Here is a 16,988-nt window from a genome sequence, read left to right as displayed (position 1 = left end):
GCTGTTTACCCGAGCCAGGTAAGGGGAGCAGTGGATATTTCAAATAAACAGGCAACGATAAAGAAAAATGTAGATGAGAATTTTAGTTTCAGGTGGAGCTACTTTTAATGGATCTGTCGTCATTCGCCACATCATCTGCAACACCAGTGATGACGTGGTCAAACTCAACGAGCTGACCTATACCGGCATCCTCGAATCACTGGCTGCGTTCATCGAGAACAATATTATCGTGCGTTTATGAATAAAATATTACTATCTCTGCTATCTAATGTTTTATATTGTCAAGTGTAAGGCGGGGCGAGTGAAGTGATTGCATATTTTTCAGTAAGTTTGATGTTGTGGATTTTGTTTCTTATGTCTATAAGCTTGGGCCGGGATAGCCGGGATAGCGAGGCTCTGGATTTTTGTGCGTTGATGTTGTTTGTTTTGTTTTCGGGCCTCAGGTTTGAGACTGGTAATGATTGGCTTATATACAAGCAGGATTACGAGAGTATTGAGTTTTCTGATTTTTTTGCATTTGTTCAGGCGTCGTCATTTGAGCCACTATATTTGGCCGTTACATTTATATGCAGCCAGGTTGTAAGCTTTCAAGTGTTCTTGTTTTTGGTATCTGTTTTTAATGGTTTTATTCTTTACAGGTTTTGTAGGTTTTTTGGCGCAGGGTTTTCTGGTGTTGGAGCTGTTTGTTTTTGTTGGACGTACTTGGCAACAAATATGGCGACGATAAGGTTTTCGCTTTCGATTTCATTGGTGTTGCTTGCGGTATTGTGTTGGCTTGAAAAGGATAAGTTTAAGTCTATATTTTACACTTGCTTGTCTGTTGGCTTTCATTCCTTTTCGCTTGCTTTTATGCCTTTGTTGCTATTGTCGAGGGTTGAGTTAAAGGCGAGCATGGTTTTTCTGATTTTGTCGGGCGGCGTTGTTTTTGGTTTGAGCTTTAGTTATTTGTTAGATTCGGGGCTGTTTTCTTACATTCCTTTCTCTGAGAAGCTGTTGTTTTATTCTGAAAAGTCTGCTCGGTCTGGTATATCTATCGGTTCTTTGTTTTATGTGGCGTTAAATGGTTTTTTCATGATTTGCTTGTTTAGGGATCGATTTGAATCGGTGCTGTTGAATCTTGCCAAGTGGAGCACGCTTATACTGCTTGCCCTTCAGGTTGGTATGTGGTTTTTACCTGTTTTTTGGAATAGATACCAAGTTCTCACGGTTTTAATTCAGGCTGTTTATATTTCATTTAATTTTGTAAGGCGTGGGTTTATGTTGGAAACCTTGGTCCTCATGCTTATTTCGTTATTGGTGTTGGCGAAATTTTTGTTGGATCCTGCTTTTGTCTCATATGTGCCCTATCAAAATGTGATTTCCGAAGTTTTGGGTACTGATCGTGGAGATGGAGAACGAAGATTTTATGAGGCTCTCGATGCTCATATAGATCGGAATGTCAAATGATGGTGGCAGAGAAGCAATGTAATTTTGCATTCTTGTTCGAGATGGGGTCTTCATGATTAGTGTTTGTATCTGGCCGGCAACTGGAGCTGGCTGGAACGCTACGTGGAGGCCGGTTTTTTACCGATCGACAACAATTCCACCGAACGAGCGATAAAGCCGTTCGTGATCGGACGCAATGCATGGCTGTTCAGCGATACGCCTGAAGGCGCTACGGCCAGTGCCGAGATCTACAGCTTGGTCGAGACCGCCAAGGTCAACGGCCAGGAACCCAGTACGTCGCTGCGCCACGTACTGGAACGGCTGCCACATGCGCAGTCGGTGGCTGAACTGCTCACCCGAAATATCATGGAAGACGAGGAACGCACTTGCCGGTACGTGTACTTTATGGATTGCATATGATTGTTTCATATCCTGCAACAGACACGTTTTTGACAAGATCTACCCATCGCCTAAGTTTTGAAGGCAGCTTCGGAAAAGCTGCTTTCTAAAACGATGTCATGGAGGTTCAATTATGCGTACTGGCTATTTCTACTCTCTGGTTTTTGCCCTGCTCACCAGCGCTTCTGTTGCCACAATTGCCGCACCTGCGGCGAAGCCAGAATCAGGCAACGCGCCTCTGGTGCTGGAGGTTTCCCCTAAGACACAGTCTGGCAAAGTCGATCTCAATGCAGCCGATGCCCCGACACTGCAGCGCGAGTTGACCGGTATCGGAGAGGCCAAAGCCAAGGCGATTGTTGCTTATCGTGAAAGTAATGGGCCATTTTCCTCCATAGACGAACTGCTGGAAGTGAAGGGGATAGGTAAAGCGATTCTGGACAAGAACCGCGAGAAGCTCCACGTGAACTAAGCTTTTATCTCAACGCCAGGGGCCGGTCATTGACCGGCCTTTTTGCTTTCTGGCGAAAGGGTCAGTGCAGCGCCTTTTATCGGTCAACAAAAAATTATGACTATCATATGCCGATTAAATTATGCCTATAATCCATTTGTAGTTCGCTAAAGCGTACAGGTATTCAGGCGCTCGTATCCCCCTAAACATCCCCCAGGAGCACAGTCATGACTTCCACCCAGTCCCAAGGTACAGCCCTCGTTACCGGTGCATCTTCCGGTATCGGTGCGATTTACGCTGAGCGGTTGGCAGCGCGTGGTTTTGATTTGTTGTTGGTTGCTCGTGACGAGCGGCGGCTTGAGGCGGCCGCGACCAATTTGCGCGCCGAGCACGGTGTTCAGGTGGAAGTGCTCAAGGCAGACCTGACACAAAAGGATGATGTACTGAAGATCGAACAGCGTCTTCGTAGCGATTCGAGTATCAGCCTGTTGCTAAACAACGCCGGCGTCGCGGCGGATGGCTTGCTGGCGAATGCCGACATGGAGCAGCTGGAAAACCTGATTCAACTGAACGTCACCACGGTCACACGACTGGCATCGGCGGCAGCCGCCAGTTTTGCCAAGGCAGGCCGGGGTTCTATCATCAATATAGCGTCGGTGGTGGCGTTGTTTCCCGAGCGCTTCAATGCGACCTACAGCGCCAGTAAAGCGTATGTGTTAAGCCTGACGCAGTCCATGAATGCCGAACTGGATGGCACCGGAGTCAAGGTTCAAGCTGTGTTGCCAGGCGTGACGCGCACTGAGATCTGGGAACGCTCCGGTATCGACGCTAGCCAGATTCCGGCGGACATGGTCATGGAAGCGGATGAAATGGTCGACGCGGCGCTCTCGGGTCTGGACCAAGGAGAGCTCATCACCATTCCTTCGTTGCCGGATGCCGGCGAGTGGGATGCTTTCGTTGCAGCGCGTCATGTCATGGCGCCGAATCTTTCCAAAACTACGGCCGCCGCACGTTACAAATGAGGCGCCTTCCATCGGCTTGAGGTATTTGCGACATGAGTGATCGTCGAATAGTTGTCACCGGCATGGGCCTGGTGTCTCCGCTGGGTAGCGGTGTTGAAGCTGTCTGGGAGCGTTTGCTGGCCAGGCGTTCCGGGCTGCGTAATTTACCTGAAGAGGTGGTCGCCGATCTGCCGGCCAAGGTTGGCGGCGCGGTACTCACCGTGGCGGAAGATCCCGAGGCGGGTTTTGACCCGGATCGAGCAACGCCACCCAAAGAGCAGAAGAAGATGGACCGCTTCATTCTGTTTGCCATGGAGGCCGCGCGGCAGGCGTTGGAGCAGGCCGGTTGGCAAGCGTTGGACCCGCAAGCCCAGGAACGCACTGCAACCATTATTGGTTCTGGGGTCGGTGGGTTCGGCGCGATTGCCGATGCGGTGCGCACCACTGACAGCCGTGGACCTCGGCGACTGTCGCCCTTCACTATTCCGTCGTTCCTGGTCAATCTCGCGGCGGGTCATGTGTCGATCAAGTACGGATTCAAGGGCCCGTTGGGTGCTCCGGTGACTGCGTGTGCGGCCGGGGTGCAAGCGATTGGAGATGCGGCGCGGCTGATTCGTTGCGGCGAAGCGGATATTGCCGTGTGTGGCGGCTCGGAGGCAGCGATCGATCGGGTCAGTCTTGCCGGGTTCGCGGCGGCGCGTGCCTTGTCCAGTGGTTTCAACGAAACGCCTGAGCGGGCTTCTCGGCCGTTCGACAGTGATCGCGACGGCTTTGTGATGGGGGAGGGGGCGGGACTTCTGGTGATTGAATCCCTGGAGCATGCCTTGGCGCGCGGGGCTCAACCCTTAGCCGAGTTGGTCGGCTATGGCACCAGTGCTGACGCCTTTCACCTGACTGCAGGTCCCGAAGATGGCAGCGGTGCGCGCCGTGCGATGTCGCTGGCATTGGCGCAGGCTGGTATTTCAGCGGCTCAGGTGCAACATCTCAATGCGCACGCTACGTCGACTCCGGTTGGCGACCTCGGCGAGTTGGCCGCTATCAAGTCGTTGTTCGGTACAGACAACAAGGTGGCGGTGACGTCGACCAAATCGGCGACAGGGCATCTGCTCGGAGCGGCCGGCGGGATTGAGGCGATCTTCACACTGTTGGCGATTCGTGATCAGATCGTGCCGGCCACACTGAATTTCGATAGTCCGGACCCGGCGGCGCAAGGCGTGGACATCGTCCACGGTCAGGCGCGGTCCATGGCTATCGAGTATGCGCTGTCCAACGGCTTCGGGTTCGGCGGAGTCAATGCCAGCGTATTGTTCAAGCGCTGGCAGGATTAGCCCTGGGGTTGTTTAAGAAACGCGCGTGTTACGTCGAGAATCCGCTGGGCCAACTCCGGGTTTTCGACGCTACGCGAGAGCAGCAATGCGCCGACCAGTGTGGACATGATGACGATGCTCTGATCCGCGGCATCCTCGCCTTCAAGGGTGTCTCCTATTTGTTGGAGTCGTGCGTTCAACACTACGTCCGAGGTCGGACTTGGCTGCCCACGCAAACCAAGTTCTGATGACATGGTTGGCAACGGGCAGCCTTCATGAGGTGAGGTCTGGTGCCATTCGGACAAATAAGCGTCGATGAAGGCATCCAGTGGGCGATCCTGGGCGAACAGCTCGGCACACACCGCTTCGACCTGATCGCCAGCCGCTTGCAACGCCTTTTCAACCAGTTCGTCTTTGGACTTGAAGTGCGAGTAAAAGCCTCCGTGGGTCAACCCCAGCGCTTTCATCAGCGGTTGCAAGCCAGTTGCCCCAATACCGTCCCGACGGAATCGCGCTGAAGCTTCCTTGATGATGCGCTTGTGGGTCTGGGCTTTATGGTCCTGCGAGTAACGCATCTGAAATCTCCGCAACAATGCGCCATCTTAACCAATGAAAATGGGATGGTGATTGTACTTCTACTTCTAGAAAGCATGCAGATGCGTCTAACGGTGCTCTAAAAGCGTCAAAGGCTTGTCAAAAATAATGACTACTCTTTTACCAAAGTTTATTGGGCAATCATAAGGCGAAGTACATCAGCAAAGGAAAGTCCTTGGCTGACATGACGCGGGTGGAAAAAAATAAGGTGATTGCCTACAACGCCAGATAAACAAAACCCTGTCATTCACTGAGAATGACAGGGTTGTCGGGCTAGCGGTCCTTCGCTTCCTTGGCATCCATTTCCGCATTGCGTTCAGCGACGCGTTTACGTTGCTCATCGGTCAGTTCGACCTTGTTGGCGGTGTCGCGCAACATCATCAAACCGCCAACAATCGAGCCGATTGCAACGACCAGAATCAACCAGGCATACCAGGGCATAGGGCTCTCCTTGAGGGCTGGCCGATTGACGGAGTTCGCCAATCGATCATGCATACCACTTTGAGCGATGGATTTTCGCAGTGGTTCCATTCTATGCCTGATAGGCCAAACGCACCTGAGCTGTTTATAGCCCGGTCAACATCGCATCCGCCGGTGCATCCGCGCGTAACTGCGCGGTCAGCAGGAAGTACACGAAACCCACTGCCATGAAGCCGAGGAAGATCAGGCCGATCAACGTGTTGAACCAAGCCATCGCCACCAGGCAGACCACTGCCAGCAGCAACGCGATCATCGGCACAAGCGGGTAGCATGGCGCACGGAACGTACGCTCCAGGTTCGGTTCGGTTTTACGCAGTTTGAACAGGCTGAGCATGCTCATGATGTACATCACGATGGCGCCGAACACTGCCATAGTGATCATTGCCGCTGTCAACGTCATACCGCCGAGGTTGATCAAGCCGTCACTGTAAATCGCCGCGATACCGATCACACCGCCAACGATGATTGCCCGGTGCGGCGTCTGGAAGCGCGACAGTTTTGCCAGGGAGGCCGGCAGATAACCGGCCCGGGCCAGCGCGAAGAACTGCCGCGAGTAGCCGAGAATAATCCCGTGGAAACTCGCCACCAGGCCGAACAGGCCGATCCACACCAGCATGTGCAGCCACCCGGAGCTTTCACCGACCACGGTTTTCATCGCTTGAGGCAGTGGGTCGTTGATGTTCGACAGGGTGCGCCAGTCGCCCACGCCGCCGGCAAAGAACATCACGCCCATGGCCAGCAATACCAGGGTTAGAATCCCGCTGATGTATGCTTTGGGAATCGTCCGTTTCGGGTCCTTGGCTTCTTCGGCGGCCATGGCGGCCCCTTCGATGGCGAGGAAGAACCAGATGGCGAACGGGATGGCCGCGAACATCCCGGCGATCGCCGGGGCACCGAATACATCGGAGCCGGCCCAGCCATTCAATGCGAAGTTGCTGAAGCTGAACGCTGGTGCAACCACGCCCATGAACACCAACAGTTCGGCCACGGCCAGTAGGCAAACCACCAATTCGAACGTCGCTGCGAGTTTCACCCCGAGAATGTTCAGCCCCATGAACACGATGTAGGCACCGACTGCCGCGTGTTTTGGATCGAGAGCGGGAAACTGCACGTTCAGGTAAGCACCAATCGCCAGAGCAATCGCTGGCGGCGCGAAGACGAATTCGATCAGCGTCGCCAACCCGGCGATCAGCCCGCCTTTTTCGCCAAACGCGCGGCGACTGTAGGCAAAGGGACCACCGGCATGGGGAATCGCCGTGGTCAGTTCGGTGAAGCTGAAGATGAAGCAGGTGTACATGGTGGCGACCATAAACGAGGTCACCAGAAAACCCAATGTGCCCGCGACGCCCCAGCCGTAACTCCAGCCGAAATACTCACCGGAAATCACTAGCCCGACGGCAATGCCCCATAGGTGCAACGTGCCGAGTGTGGGTTTGAGTTGTGTGTTCATGCAGTTGCTCCCTGAACGGTTTGGAATGCTCGAGAGGAGGGCGTCTGCAGTGGGCGTGCCAGTGTTGTGAGAGCAGTCGTAAAGCGTAAAAACACGTCGTATCGGGGATGTTCGGTGCTGGATGCACGCATTTTGGTGCTTCAGCTGGGGGCGTAGGTGCCAGTAATGCCGCCTTCGCGGGCAAGCCCGCACACATTTGGAATGTGTTTTCCCATGCAACGCGATCCCCTCTGGGTGCGGCGGTGCGACGATTCGACTTGTCCGCGAAGAGGCCCGTCCAGACACCGCTGTAACCCCAGCATAAACCCACTATTTACGCTTTCTTTATGCCTCTCCCGCACCCTCGATCTCGTTCCTTTACAGCCTCCCTGCCGACAATGACTCCACACGCGGCAATACGCCGTAACACGGAGAACTTCCATGAGCGTTCTGGACGGGGTGTCGCTGCTGCTCGCAGTGGGGCTGTTCATTTATCTGTTGGTTGCGCTGCTGCGCGCGGACCGGAACTAGGGAGCGGTTATGCACAGTTATGACTATTGGCTGATCCTCGGTTTTTTCGCCCTGGTATTGGTCCCGGCGCCGTTTCTCGGGCGCTTTTACTACAAGGTAATGGAAGGTCAGCGCACGTGGCTGTCGCCGGTCCTCGGGCCGGTCGAACGTGGCTGTTACCGGCTGGCCGGGGTTGACCCGCAAACTGAGCAGAGCTGGCAGAAATACGCTCTGGCCTTGCTCGCTTTTAACCTCGCAGGTTTCCTGTTGCTGTTCGCGATCCTGTTGTTCCAGGACCACTTGCCGCTGAACCCGCAGAACCTGCCGGGTCAGGAGTGGACGCTGGCGTTCAACACCGCCGTCAGCTTCACGACCAACACCAACTGGCAGGCCTACAGCGGTGAAGCATCCCTGAGCTACTTGAGCCAGATGGTTGGCCTCACCGTGCAGAACTTCGTCAGCGCCGCCACCGGCCTGGCGGTACTGGTCGCGCTGTGTCGAGGCATCGGTCGTAAATCCACCCGGACTCTGGGCAATTTCTGGGTCGACATGACCCGCGCCACCCTCTACGGCTTGCTGCCGCTGTGCCTGCTGCTGGCGCTGTATCTGGTCTGGCAGGGCGTACCGCAAACCTTCGCGCAGTATGTGAACGCGGTGACGGTGCAGGGCGTCGACCAGGTCATTCCCCTGGGGCCTGCTGCCAGCCAGATTGCGATCAAGCAACTGGGTACCAACGGAGGCGGTTTCTTCGGCGTGAACTCGACGCATCCGTTCGAGAACCCGACGGCGTGGAGCAACCTGTTCGAAATGGCCTCGATCATCCTGATCCCCGTCGCGCTGGTGTTCACCTTCGGCCATTACGTGAAGGACCTGCGTCAGAGCCGCGCTATCATCGCCTGCATGCTGGCGCTGTTCCTTATCGGCGGCGCAACCTCGCTGTGGGCTGAATACCAGCCGAACCCGGCCCTGAACAACGTTGCCGTCGAACAGACCGCACCGCTGGAAGGCAAGGAAGCGCGCTTGGGCACCACTGCCACGGTGCTGTGGTCGGTGACCACCACGGCCGCGTCCAACGGTTCGGTGAACGGCATGCACGACAGCCTCAATCCGCTGAGCGGCATGGTGGCGCTGGTCAACATGATGGTGGGCGAAGTGATCTTCGGGGGCGTTGGCGCCGGGCTCTACGGCATGTTGCTCAACGTGCTGATCGCGGTGTTCCTCGCCGGCCTGATGATCGGTCGTACTCCGGAATACCTCGGCAAGAAACTGCAAGCCAGGGAAGTGCAATTGCTGGTGGTGACCCTGATGGTCATGCCGATTGGCGTACTGGTGCTCGGTGCGATCGCCGCCAGCCTGCCCGGCCCGGTGGCCGCCGTGAGCAACCCTGGGCCTCACGGATTCAGTCAGTTGCTCTACGCCTACACCTCGGCCAGTGCCAACAACGGTTCCGCCTTCGCTGGCCTCGGCGCCAACACACCCTTCCACAACCTGATGCTGGGCTTGGGCATGTTGATCGGTCGCTTCGGCTACATCCTCCCGGTTCTGGCCCTGGCCGGCAGCCTGGCGATGAAGAAAACCGCGCCGATCGGGCAGAACAGCTTCCCGACCCACGGCCCGCTGTTCGTGACCCTGCTGACCGTGACCATTTTGCTGGTGGGCGGCCTGACATTCTTGCCGACTTTGGCACTGGGTCCAATCGCTGAACATCTGAGTATGGGCTTCTAAGGAGCTGATGATGAATATGCCCGTAACAAAACCAGTCCTCGCCAAGGCACCGGAACAACCGAAAACCGCCATCTCGGCCCTGTGGCGCCCGGCGCTGGTGCAAGCCTTCGTCAAGCTCGACCCACGGCAGTTGCAGCGTGCGCCGGTGATGCTGGTGGTCGAACTGACAGCGATTCTGACCACCGTGTTGTGCTTCATTCCCGACACGGCAGTACCGACCTTCGTTGCCGCGCAAATCGCTGTGTGGCTGTGGTTCACCGTGCTGTTCGCCAACTTCGCCGAAGCCCTGGCCGAAGGTCGCGGCAAGGCCCGCGCCGACAGCCTCAAGGCCGGTAGCGAAGGCCTCAGCGCCCGGCGCAAGACCGGCAACGGCAGCTTTCAGGTGGTGCCCGCCGCCAACCTGCGCAAAGGCGATGTGGTGCGCGTCGAAGCGGGGGAGATGATCCCCGGTGACGGCGAGGTGATCGAAGGCATCGCGGCGGTCAACGAAGCGGCGATTACCGGTGAATCGGCGCCGGTGATTCGCGAGTCCGGCGGCGACCGCTCGGCCGTCACCGGCAACACACGGCTGGTGTCCGACTGGCTGCTGGTGAAGATAACTGCCAACCCCGGCGAGTCGACCCTGGACCGCATGATCGCCCTGGTCGAAGGCGCCAAACGGCAGAAAACCCCGAACGAAGTGGCGCTGGACATCCTGCTGATCGGCCTGACCCTGATCTTTCTGCTGGTGGTCGTGACCCTGCAACCATTCGCCCACTTCGCCAATGGCAGCCTGCCGCTGATGTTCCTGGTGGCGCTGTTGGTCACGTTGATTCCGACCACCATCGGCGGTTTGCTGTCGGCCATCGGTATCGCCGGGATGGATCGTCTGGTGCGCCTGAACGTGATCGCCAAATCCGGTCGTGCGGTGGAAGCGGCGGGGGACGTGCACGTTCTGCTGCTGGACAAGACCGGCACCATCACCTTCGGTAACCGTCGTTGCTCGGCGGTGTATGCCACGCCTGGCGTGACAGCCGGAGAACTGGCCGAGGGCGCATTGCTGGCTTCGCTGGCCGACGACACTGCGGAAGGCAAGTCGATCGTCGAGTACCTGCGTGGCACTCATCCGCAACCGGAACCGTCCGCTGAGGTGCTGACAGCTGTGCCATTCAGTGCCGAAACCCGCCTGTCCGGTGTCGACTATCAGGGGCGCGTGTACCGCAAAGGTGCGGTGGATTCGTTGCTGGCGTTCGTGGGCCTCAAGCGCGCTGATCTGGCTGCACCGTTGTCCCGTGAAATCGACAGGATCGCCCAAAGCGGCGGCACCCCGTTGCTGGTGTGTGCCGACGGCAGGTTGCTCGGTGCGATCCACCTCAAGGACGTGGTCAAGCCCGGTATCCGCGAGCGTTTCGCCGAGTTGCGCAAGTTGGGGATCCGCACCGTCATGGTCACCGGCGACAATCCGTTGACCGCCGCCGCCATCGCCGCTGAAGCGGGTGTGGACGATGTGCTGGCGGAAGCCACGCCGGAGAAAAAACTGGCGCGCATTCGTCACGAGCAAAACGACGGTCGTCTGGTCGCCATGTGTGGCGACGGCGCCAACGACGCGCCGGCCCTGGCCCAGGCGGATGTCGGCATGGCGATGAACGACGGCACGCAAGCGGCCCGTGAAGCGGCCAACATGGTCGACCTCGACAGCGACCCGACCAAGCTGCTGGACGTGGTGCAGATCGGCAAGGAGTTGCTGGTCACCCGCGGTGCGCTGACGACCTTCTCCATCGCCAACGACGTGGCCAAGTACTTCGCAATCCTGCCGGCACTGTTCGCCGCGATCTATCCGCAACTGGGCGTGCTCAACGTGATGCACCTGAGCAGTCCGCAGAGCGCGATTCTCTCGGCGATCGTGTTCAACGCCTTGATCATTGTGGTGCTGATTCCGCTGGCGCTGCGCGGTGTGCGGGTTCATGCGGCGAGTGCGGCGGCGTTGCTGCGGCGCAATCTGCTGATCTATGGCCTGGGCGGGATCCTGGTGCCGTTCGTGGGCATCAAGGCGATCGACATGCTGTTGACGGCGTTGCATCTGGTTTGACTGCGTGGTGTGCCAGATAAGCCGCCATCGCGAGCAAGCTCGCTCCCACAAAAGCACCTCATACCCTGTGGGAGCGAGCTTGCTCGCGATGGATGCGCCACGGTGTACCTGACTTGTGAATTCGAGGATTTTGAAATGTCCACATTGATACGCCCGGCCCTGAGCCTGCTGGTCCTGATGACGCTGATCACCGGCGTCGCTTATCCACTGGTGGTCACCGGCGTGGCCCAGGTCGCGTTCCCGGATCAGGCCAACGGCAGCCTTATGCGGGATGCCGAGGGCAAGGTCCGCGGTTCCTCGCTGATCGCCCAGGATTTCGTCGGCGACGCCTGGTTCCACCCGCGCCCTTCGGCCGGTGCCTTTGCCACCGTGTCGAGCAGTGCCAGCAACCTGGCACCGAGCAATCCGGCGCTGGCGACACGGGTGATCGACGATGCCAGCAAACTGCTGGTGCCAGGCCAGGGGCCGGTGCCCTTGGCGCTGGTCACGACGTCCGGCAGCGGTCTGGATCCGCACTTGCCACCGGCGGCGATTGCCTATCAACTGGCGCGTGTCGCAACGGCGCGTAACCTGCCGGTAGCGACACTGCAGCAACTGCTGGACGCTCACATCGAGCAACCACTGATAGGCCCGCCGGTGGTCAATGTGCTTGAGCTGAATCTGGCGCTGGAAAAACTTTAGGTCCGTGGCGCTACCATTCGCGAGCAAGCCCGCTCCCACACTGGATAGGTGTCGTACACACAACTTGTGTTCACTGAAGATCCAATGTGGGAGCGGGCTTGCTCGCGAAGGCGGTAGAACGATCACCCATTCCCTTCAAGAAAAACGAGAGTTTCAGACATGAGCGATTCCGGCCGCGCCGACGCGCTGTTAGCAGACCTGCCCCGCCATGGCCGTGGCCGGCTCAAGGTGTTTCTCGGCGCCGCGCCGGGTGTCGGCAAGACCTACGCCATGCTGCAAGCGGCCCACACCCAGTTACGCCAAGGGGTGAAAGTGATTGCCGGCGTCGTCGAAACCCACGGCCGGGCCGAAACCGAAGCATTGCTCGGCGGCTTGTCGCAGCAGCCGTTGGTGCGCTCGGAATACCGTGGCGTGTTGCTCGAAGAAATGGATCTCGATGGTCTGCTCCTCGCCAAACCGAAGCTGGTGCTGGTCGACGAACTGGCGCATACCAACGCACCCGGTAGCCGTCACGAAAAACGCTGGCAGGACATTCAGGAACTGCTCGCCGCCGGCATTGACGTGTACACCACGGTCAACGTCCAGCACCTGGAAAGCCTCAACGACCAGGTGCGCGGCATCACCGGCGTGCAGGTCCGCGAGACCCTGCCGGACTGGGTGTTGCAGGAAGCCTACGAACTGCTGCTGATCGACTTGCCGCCGCGCGAGTTGCTGGAGCGTTTGCGCGATGGCAAGGTCTATGTGCCGGAGCAGGCGCGGGCGGCCATCGACGCGTTCTTTTCCCAGACCAACCTCACGGCCCTGCGCGAACTGGCGATGCAAACCGCGGCGGCTCAGGTCGATAACGATCTGGCCCAAGGGTATCGCCAGTTGGGGCAAGCGGCGCCGGCCGTGCGCGGGCGTTTGCTGGTAGGGGTCGACGGCGATGCCCAGGCCGAGCGTCTGGTACGGCATGCCAGTCGCGTGGCCCAGCGGCGGCACCTGCCCTGGAGCCTGGTGCACGTGGACAACGGCCGCGTGCGTGACGAGCAGTCCCGCCTGCGTCTGCAGAGCGCCCAGCAACTGGCCGAGCGCCTGGGCGGCGAAGTGGTGTTGCTGCGCGCCGGTGAAGTGGCGAAAACCCTGATCCAGCATGCCGCCGAACGCCGCGCCAGCCTGGTGCTGGTCGGCCAGTCCCGGCCGCGTTTGCGCCGACGTCTGTTCGGTGGCGGGCTGGCGGCGCGTCTGCTGCGTAATGCGCGCGGACTGGAAATCAACGTTCTCGACAGCGATCACCAACAACTTCAACCCCATCAGCGGTCGATGCATTCACTGGTCTGGTTCGACTACGCATTGGCCGTGGTCGCGACGGTTCTGGCCAGCACCCTGGCCTGGGCCGTGGCGAGCGTGCTGCCACTGCCGAACATCTCCCTGGTGTTCCTTGCGGCGGTGTTGCTGGTGGCGGTACGCAGCAGCCTCGGGCCGGCGCTGGCCTGTGCGGCACTGTCGTTCCTGACCTATGACTTCCTGTTCATTCCACCGAATTTCTCTTTCAACATCCAGCGCGAAGAAGACGTGCTGACCTTGCTGTTCTTCCTGCTGATGGCGGCCCTCACCGGCAACCTCGCGGCGCGCCAGCGCAGGCAATTGCAGGCACTGCGCGATACCCAGGAAGAGACCACCGAATTGCTCGACCTGTCACGCAAACTCACCGCCGCCACCGACCGCCAGGCTGTGGTCAGTGCGGCCGCCCAGCACCTCAACGGTTGGAACGATGTACAACTGTGCCTGCTCAATCGCGACGGGCAAAACGGCTGGAAAGTCGAAACCGGTGGCCCGCTGGAGTTCACCGAAGCTGAGCGCGCCGCCGCCGATTGGGCCTGGCAGCACGATCAACCCGCGGGTGCCGGCACCGGCACATTGCCGTTCGGCCGCTGGTGGTGGTGGCCATTATCAGTGGAGGACGGCCCGCTGGCCTTGCTTGGCGTATGCGCCAACGAAGGCCAGACCCTGAGCGGCCAGCGCCGACGCTTGTTGACCGCGCTCAGCCAGCCGCTGGCCCAGGCGCTGGCCCGGGCGCAACTGGCCGATGATCTGGAAGCGGCGCGGCTGCACGGCGAAACCGAGCAACTGCGCAGCGCCTTGCTGGCATCGGTGTCCCATGATTTGCGCACACCGCTGACGTCCATGCGCGGCAGTATCGATAGCCTGCTGGCCCTGGGTGAAGCGATCCCGCTTGAGGATCGACGTGAGTTGCTCGAAGGCACCCGCGATGAAGCCGAGCGCCTTGATCGCTACATTCAAAACCTGCTCGACATGACCCGGCTCGGCCACGGTGCCTTGAAGCTGGCGCGGGACTGGGTGTCGCCGGCGGACATCGTCGGCAGTGCGCGCAATCGCCTGCGGGCAGTCCTTGCGCCGTTGCAGGTCAGCACCGACGTGCCGGCCGAGCTACCGCTGCTGTATGTGCATGCCGCGCTGATCGAACAGGCACTGGTCAACGTGATGGAAAACGCCGCGCGGTTTTCGCCGCCCCACGGGCGTTTGCAATTGCGCGCCGGGGCCGATGACAGTGAGCTGTTTTTCTCGGTCAGCGATGAGGGGCCGGGGATTCCGGAAGAGGAACGGGCGAAGATTTTCGACATGTTCTATACCGCGGCGCGGGGTGATCGCGGCGGGCAGGGTACCGGTCTGGGGCTGGCGATTTGTCAGGGCATGGTCGGTGCCCATGGCGGGCGTATCAGCGTCGCCGACGGCATCGAGGGGCGCGGCACCTGTATCACGTTGCACCTGCCGCTACAGGCTCAACCGGGATACGAAAGTGAAGCCTGATCGCGCTTGCGCTACTCTCTTGCCACTTCTTTGTGTTGATGTGAATTCATGAGCCAGACCTCGACCATTTTGGTCATTGACGACGAACCTCAGATCCGCAAATTCCTGCGTATCAGCCTCGCTTCCCAAGGCTACAAAGTGCTGGAGGCGGGTACCGGCAGTGAAGGATTGGCGCAAGCCGCGTTGAACAAGCCGGACTTGCTGGTGCTCGACCTCGGCTTGCCGGACATGGACGGCCAACAGGTATTGCGCGATTTTCGCGAGTGGTCGACGGTGCCGGTGCTGGTGCTCTCGGTGCGCGCCGGTGAAGGGCAGAAAGTAGAGGCCCTGGATGGCGGCGCCAATGACTACGTGACCAAGCCGTTCGGCATTCAGGAGTTCCTCGCGCGGATTCGGGCGTTATTGCGCCAGGCGCCCGCAGGCGAGATGCAACAAGCAGCGCTGAGCTTCGGTCCGTTGACGGTCGACCTGGCGTATCGCCGGGTGCTGCTCGACGGTGTCGAAGTCGCGCTGACCCGCAAGGAATACGCGGTGCTGGCGCAACTCGCGCGGCATCCGGGGCGGGTGATTACCCAGCAGCAATTGCTCAAGGACATCTGGGGACCGACCCACACCGAAGACACTCACTACCTGCGCATCGTGGTCGGGCACTTGCGCCAGAAACTGGCGGATGACCCGACCCAACCCAGATTCATTGTCACTGAGGCTGGGGTGGGGTATCGGTTGTTGAGTGAGGGCAGTCTTTAGATCTTCGTTGCCTGATCTGACGTCATCGCGAGCAAGCTCGCTCCCACAGGAATTTCGGTTAGACACACATTTTGTGAACACCAAAGATTCACTGTGGGAGCGGGCTTGCCCGCGAAGAGGCCCTGATAGTCACCCGAGAACTTTCAGGCGCTCAGTTCTGCTCATTCTCATACCGGTCCAGCGTATCCCGCGCAATCTCCCGTCCCAATGCGATCAACTCCGGTGCCTTGTAGAATTCGAAAAACCGACACACGCGTTTGGGCACGTTGATCAGGATGTCCGGCGGATACCCGGCAATCTTGTACTGCGCCAGCGACGTCTGCATCACCTCGAAACTCTGGTTGATCAAATCCAGCAAGGACGCCGGCCCGACGTTGTCGATGATGAACGAACCGGTGGCGGAGCGGGGTGCGCCACTGGCTTGCGGAGCGGCCGCGGGTTGCTGCGCCTCGGGCTCGGCGGATTCGATCCACGGGTTGAGCTCCGCACCTTCGGCCTTCAAGGCTTCCTGTTCCAGAATCAACAATTGCTCGGCCTGTTTGCGGCGGAACGGCAACTTCGAGCCGACGGAGTTGATCAGGCTGTCGAAGCGGGTCTTGAACGCGGCGGGACGCTGGATGACCGGCAATTGATAGTGGCGCTGGTTGGTGGAGTTGAGGTTGACCGCGATGATCAAGTCGCAATGGCTCGACACCACCGGCACGATCGGCAGCGGGTTGAGAATGCCGCCATCGACCAGCATGCGGTTGCCCTGCATCACCGGGGTAAACAGGCTGGGAATCGCTGCCGAGGCGCGCATGGCCTGATGCAGGCAACCTTCCTGGAACCAGATTTCCTGCTGGTTGGTCAGGTCGGTGGCAACCGCGGTGTAGGGGATACGCAAATCTTCGATGTTGACTTCGCCGACGATCTTGCGGATCTGCCCGAAGACTTTCTCGCCACGAATCGCCCCCAGACGAAAGCTGACGTCCACCAGGCGCAACACGTCGAGATAGTCCAGGCTCTCGATCCAGTCGCGGTAATCATTGAGTTTGCCGGCGGCGTAGATCCCGCCCACCACCGCGCCCATGGAGCAACCGGCGATACAGGCAATGTCATAGCCGCGCCGTTCGATCTCTTCAATGACCCCGATATGTGCATAACCCCGGGCTCCGCCCGAGCCCAATACCAGTGCGACACGCTTTTTCATGAATCGCCCTCGTTTCAATGGTTCAACAATGCACCCATCGAGGGCCATGCTTCAATCGCCATGGTCGTTCGAGGGGACAAGAGCGTCGTATTTTCGACACTCCATGGCGGCACATGGTTATTCTCGTCAGCGCTATAGTTTGCACAGCGGACCAACGGCACTTTTCAGGTGCCA

The 16,988-nt window shown here is 58.8% G+C and carries 15 protein-coding genes and 1 pseudogene; 12 read left to right on the top strand and 4 right to left on the bottom strand.

What is annotated here, in order from left to right; translation table 11 throughout:
• Nucleotides 1-73 precede the first annotated feature (73 nt).
• From KGB28_RS16350 to fabF, 6 genes and pseudogenes are all read left to right on the top strand, one after another.
• Nucleotides 74-241 carry a hypothetical protein gene (locus KGB28_RS16350; RefSeq protein WP_191624937.1) on the top strand — a complete coding sequence of 56 codons (168 nt, stop codon included), beginning with the start codon at nt 74-76 and terminating at the stop codon, nt 239-241.
• A gap of 113 nt (nt 242-354) precedes the next feature.
• On the top strand, nt 355-1,446 hold the full coding sequence (locus tag KGB28_RS16345; protein WP_191633625.1) for an EpsG family protein: 1,092 nt from the start codon (nt 355-357) through the stop codon (nt 1,444-1,446).
• A 66-nt stretch (nt 1,447-1,512) separates the two neighbouring features.
• Nucleotides 1,513-1,845 (top strand): annotated as a pseudogene (locus tag KGB28_RS16340) (IS66 family transposase); the annotation flags it as partial.
• A gap of 112 nt (nt 1,846-1,957) precedes the next feature.
• On the top strand, nt 1,958-2,293 hold the full coding sequence (locus tag KGB28_RS16335) for a ComEA family DNA-binding protein (RefSeq protein WP_150753925.1): 336 nt from the start codon (nt 1,958-1,960) through the stop codon (nt 2,291-2,293).
• 206 nt (nt 2,294-2,499) lie between these two features.
• On the top strand, nt 2,500-3,294 hold the full coding sequence (locus KGB28_RS16330; protein ID WP_223446563.1) for an SDR family NAD(P)-dependent oxidoreductase: 795 nt from the start codon (nt 2,500-2,502) through the stop codon (nt 3,292-3,294).
• A gap of 32 nt (nt 3,295-3,326) precedes the next feature.
• Nucleotides 3,327-4,601, top strand: a complete 1,275-nt coding sequence (gene fabF, locus KGB28_RS16325; RefSeq protein WP_150753923.1) for a beta-ketoacyl-ACP synthase II — start codon at nt 3,327-3,329, stop codon at nt 4,599-4,601.
• Here fabF and KGB28_RS16320 read toward each other — a convergent pair.
• The 3 genes from KGB28_RS16320 to eat all read right to left on the bottom strand — a co-directional run bounded on the left by KGB28_RS16320 (nt 4,598) and on the right by eat (nt 7,104).
• Nucleotides 4,598-5,155, bottom strand: coding sequence for a TetR/AcrR family transcriptional regulator (locus KGB28_RS16320; RefSeq protein WP_150753922.1), 558 nt, complete (start codon nt 5,153-5,155; stop codon nt 4,598-4,600). The two genes, fabF and KGB28_RS16320, sit on opposite strands and share 4 nt — an antisense overlap.
• Nucleotides 5,156-5,447: 292 nt before the next feature.
• Complete coding sequence (locus KGB28_RS16315) at nt 5,448-5,615, bottom strand: DUF2897 family protein (RefSeq protein WP_008017828.1); 168 nt, start codon at nt 5,613-5,615, stop codon at nt 5,448-5,450.
• Nucleotides 5,616-5,739: 124 nt separating this feature from the next.
• Nucleotides 5,740-7,104, bottom strand: a complete 1,365-nt coding sequence (gene eat / locus KGB28_RS16310; RefSeq protein WP_150753921.1) for an ethanolamine permease — start codon at nt 7,102-7,104, stop codon at nt 5,740-5,742.
• A gap of 420 nt (nt 7,105-7,524) precedes the next feature.
• On the opposite strand from eat, the gene kdpF reads away from it, so the two are divergent.
• The 6 genes from kdpF to KGB28_RS16280 all read left to right on the top strand — a co-directional run bounded on the left by kdpF (nt 7,525) and on the right by KGB28_RS16280 (nt 15,625).
• Complete coding sequence (kdpF, locus tag KGB28_RS16305) at nt 7,525-7,614, top strand: K(+)-transporting ATPase subunit F (RefSeq protein WP_007899818.1); 90 nt, start codon at nt 7,525-7,527, stop codon at nt 7,612-7,614.
• Nucleotides 7,615-7,623: 9 nt separating this feature from the next.
• Complete coding sequence (kdpA, locus tag KGB28_RS16300; protein WP_150753920.1) at nt 7,624-9,318, top strand: potassium-transporting ATPase subunit KdpA; 1,695 nt, start codon at nt 7,624-7,626, stop codon at nt 9,316-9,318.
• 10 nt (nt 9,319-9,328) lie between these two features.
• Complete coding sequence (gene kdpB, locus KGB28_RS16295) at nt 9,329-11,386, top strand: potassium-transporting ATPase subunit KdpB (protein WP_150753919.1); 2,058 nt, start codon at nt 9,329-9,331, stop codon at nt 11,384-11,386.
• 135 nt (nt 11,387-11,521) lie between these two features.
• On the top strand, nt 11,522-12,067 hold the full coding sequence (gene kdpC / locus KGB28_RS16290; RefSeq protein WP_150753918.1) for a potassium-transporting ATPase subunit KdpC: 546 nt from the start codon (nt 11,522-11,524) through the stop codon (nt 12,065-12,067).
• Nucleotides 12,068-12,226: 159 nt separating this feature from the next.
• The gene (locus tag KGB28_RS16285) at nt 12,227-14,878 is read left to right on the top strand and encodes a sensor histidine kinase (RefSeq protein WP_150753917.1); all 2,652 of its coding nucleotides are present in this window, start codon (nt 12,227-12,229) and stop codon (nt 14,876-14,878) included.
• A gap of 48 nt (nt 14,879-14,926) precedes the next feature.
• Nucleotides 14,927-15,625, top strand: coding sequence for a response regulator (locus tag KGB28_RS16280; RefSeq protein ID WP_150753916.1), 699 nt, complete (start codon nt 14,927-14,929; stop codon nt 15,623-15,625).
• Nucleotides 15,626-15,776: 151 nt separating this feature from the next.
• On the opposite strand, the gene KGB28_RS16275 is transcribed toward KGB28_RS16280, so the two are convergent.
• Entirely contained in the window at nt 15,777-16,814 is a 1,038-nt protein-coding gene (locus KGB28_RS16275; RefSeq protein WP_150753915.1) for a patatin-like phospholipase family protein, read from the bottom strand.
• Nucleotides 16,815-16,988 lie beyond the last annotated feature (174 nt).

The organism is Pseudomonas sp. BF-R-19 (assembly GCF_019956445.1).
Classification (GTDB): domain Bacteria; phylum Pseudomonadota; class Gammaproteobacteria; order Pseudomonadales; family Pseudomonadaceae; genus Aquipseudomonas; species Aquipseudomonas fluorescens_BH.
This window is presented reverse-complemented; position numbering and strand designations above follow the sequence as displayed.

Coding starts and splice junctions, on each gene's coding strand:
- KGB28_RS16350 (WP_191624937.1), top strand. CDS start 74: ATGAGAATTTTAGTTTCAGGTGGAGCTACTTTTAATGGATCTGTCGTC.
- KGB28_RS16345 (WP_191633625.1), top strand. CDS start 355: ATGTCTATAAGCTTGGGCCGGGATAGCCGGGATAGCGAGGCTCTGGAT.
- KGB28_RS16335 (WP_150753925.1), top strand. CDS start 1,958: ATGCGTACTGGCTATTTCTACTCTCTGGTTTTTGCCCTGCTCACCAGC.
- KGB28_RS16330 (WP_223446563.1), top strand. CDS start 2,500: ATGACTTCCACCCAGTCCCAAGGTACAGCCCTCGTTACCGGTGCATCT.
- fabF (WP_150753923.1), top strand. CDS start 3,327: ATGAGTGATCGTCGAATAGTTGTCACCGGCATGGGCCTGGTGTCTCCG.
- KGB28_RS16320 (WP_150753922.1), bottom strand. CDS start 5,155: ATGCGTTACTCGCAGGACCATAAAGCCCAGACCCACAAGCGCATCATC.
- KGB28_RS16315 (WP_008017828.1), bottom strand. CDS start 5,615: ATGCCCTGGTATGCCTGGTTGATTCTGGTCGTTGCAATCGGCTCGATT.
- eat (WP_150753921.1), bottom strand. CDS start 7,104: ATGAACACACAACTCAAACCCACACTCGGCACGTTGCACCTATGGGGC.
- kdpF (WP_007899818.1), top strand. CDS start 7,525: ATGAGCGTTCTGGACGGGGTGTCGCTGCTGCTCGCAGTGGGGCTGTTC.
- kdpA (WP_150753920.1), top strand. CDS start 7,624: ATGCACAGTTATGACTATTGGCTGATCCTCGGTTTTTTCGCCCTGGTA.
- kdpB (WP_150753919.1), top strand. CDS start 9,329: ATGAATATGCCCGTAACAAAACCAGTCCTCGCCAAGGCACCGGAACAA.
- kdpC (WP_150753918.1), top strand. CDS start 11,522: ATGTCCACATTGATACGCCCGGCCCTGAGCCTGCTGGTCCTGATGACG.
- KGB28_RS16285 (WP_150753917.1), top strand. CDS start 12,227: ATGAGCGATTCCGGCCGCGCCGACGCGCTGTTAGCAGACCTGCCCCGC.
- KGB28_RS16280 (WP_150753916.1), top strand. CDS start 14,927: ATGAGCCAGACCTCGACCATTTTGGTCATTGACGACGAACCTCAGATC.
- KGB28_RS16275 (WP_150753915.1), bottom strand. CDS start 16,814: ATGAAAAAGCGTGTCGCACTGGTATTGGGCTCGGGCGGAGCCCGGGGT.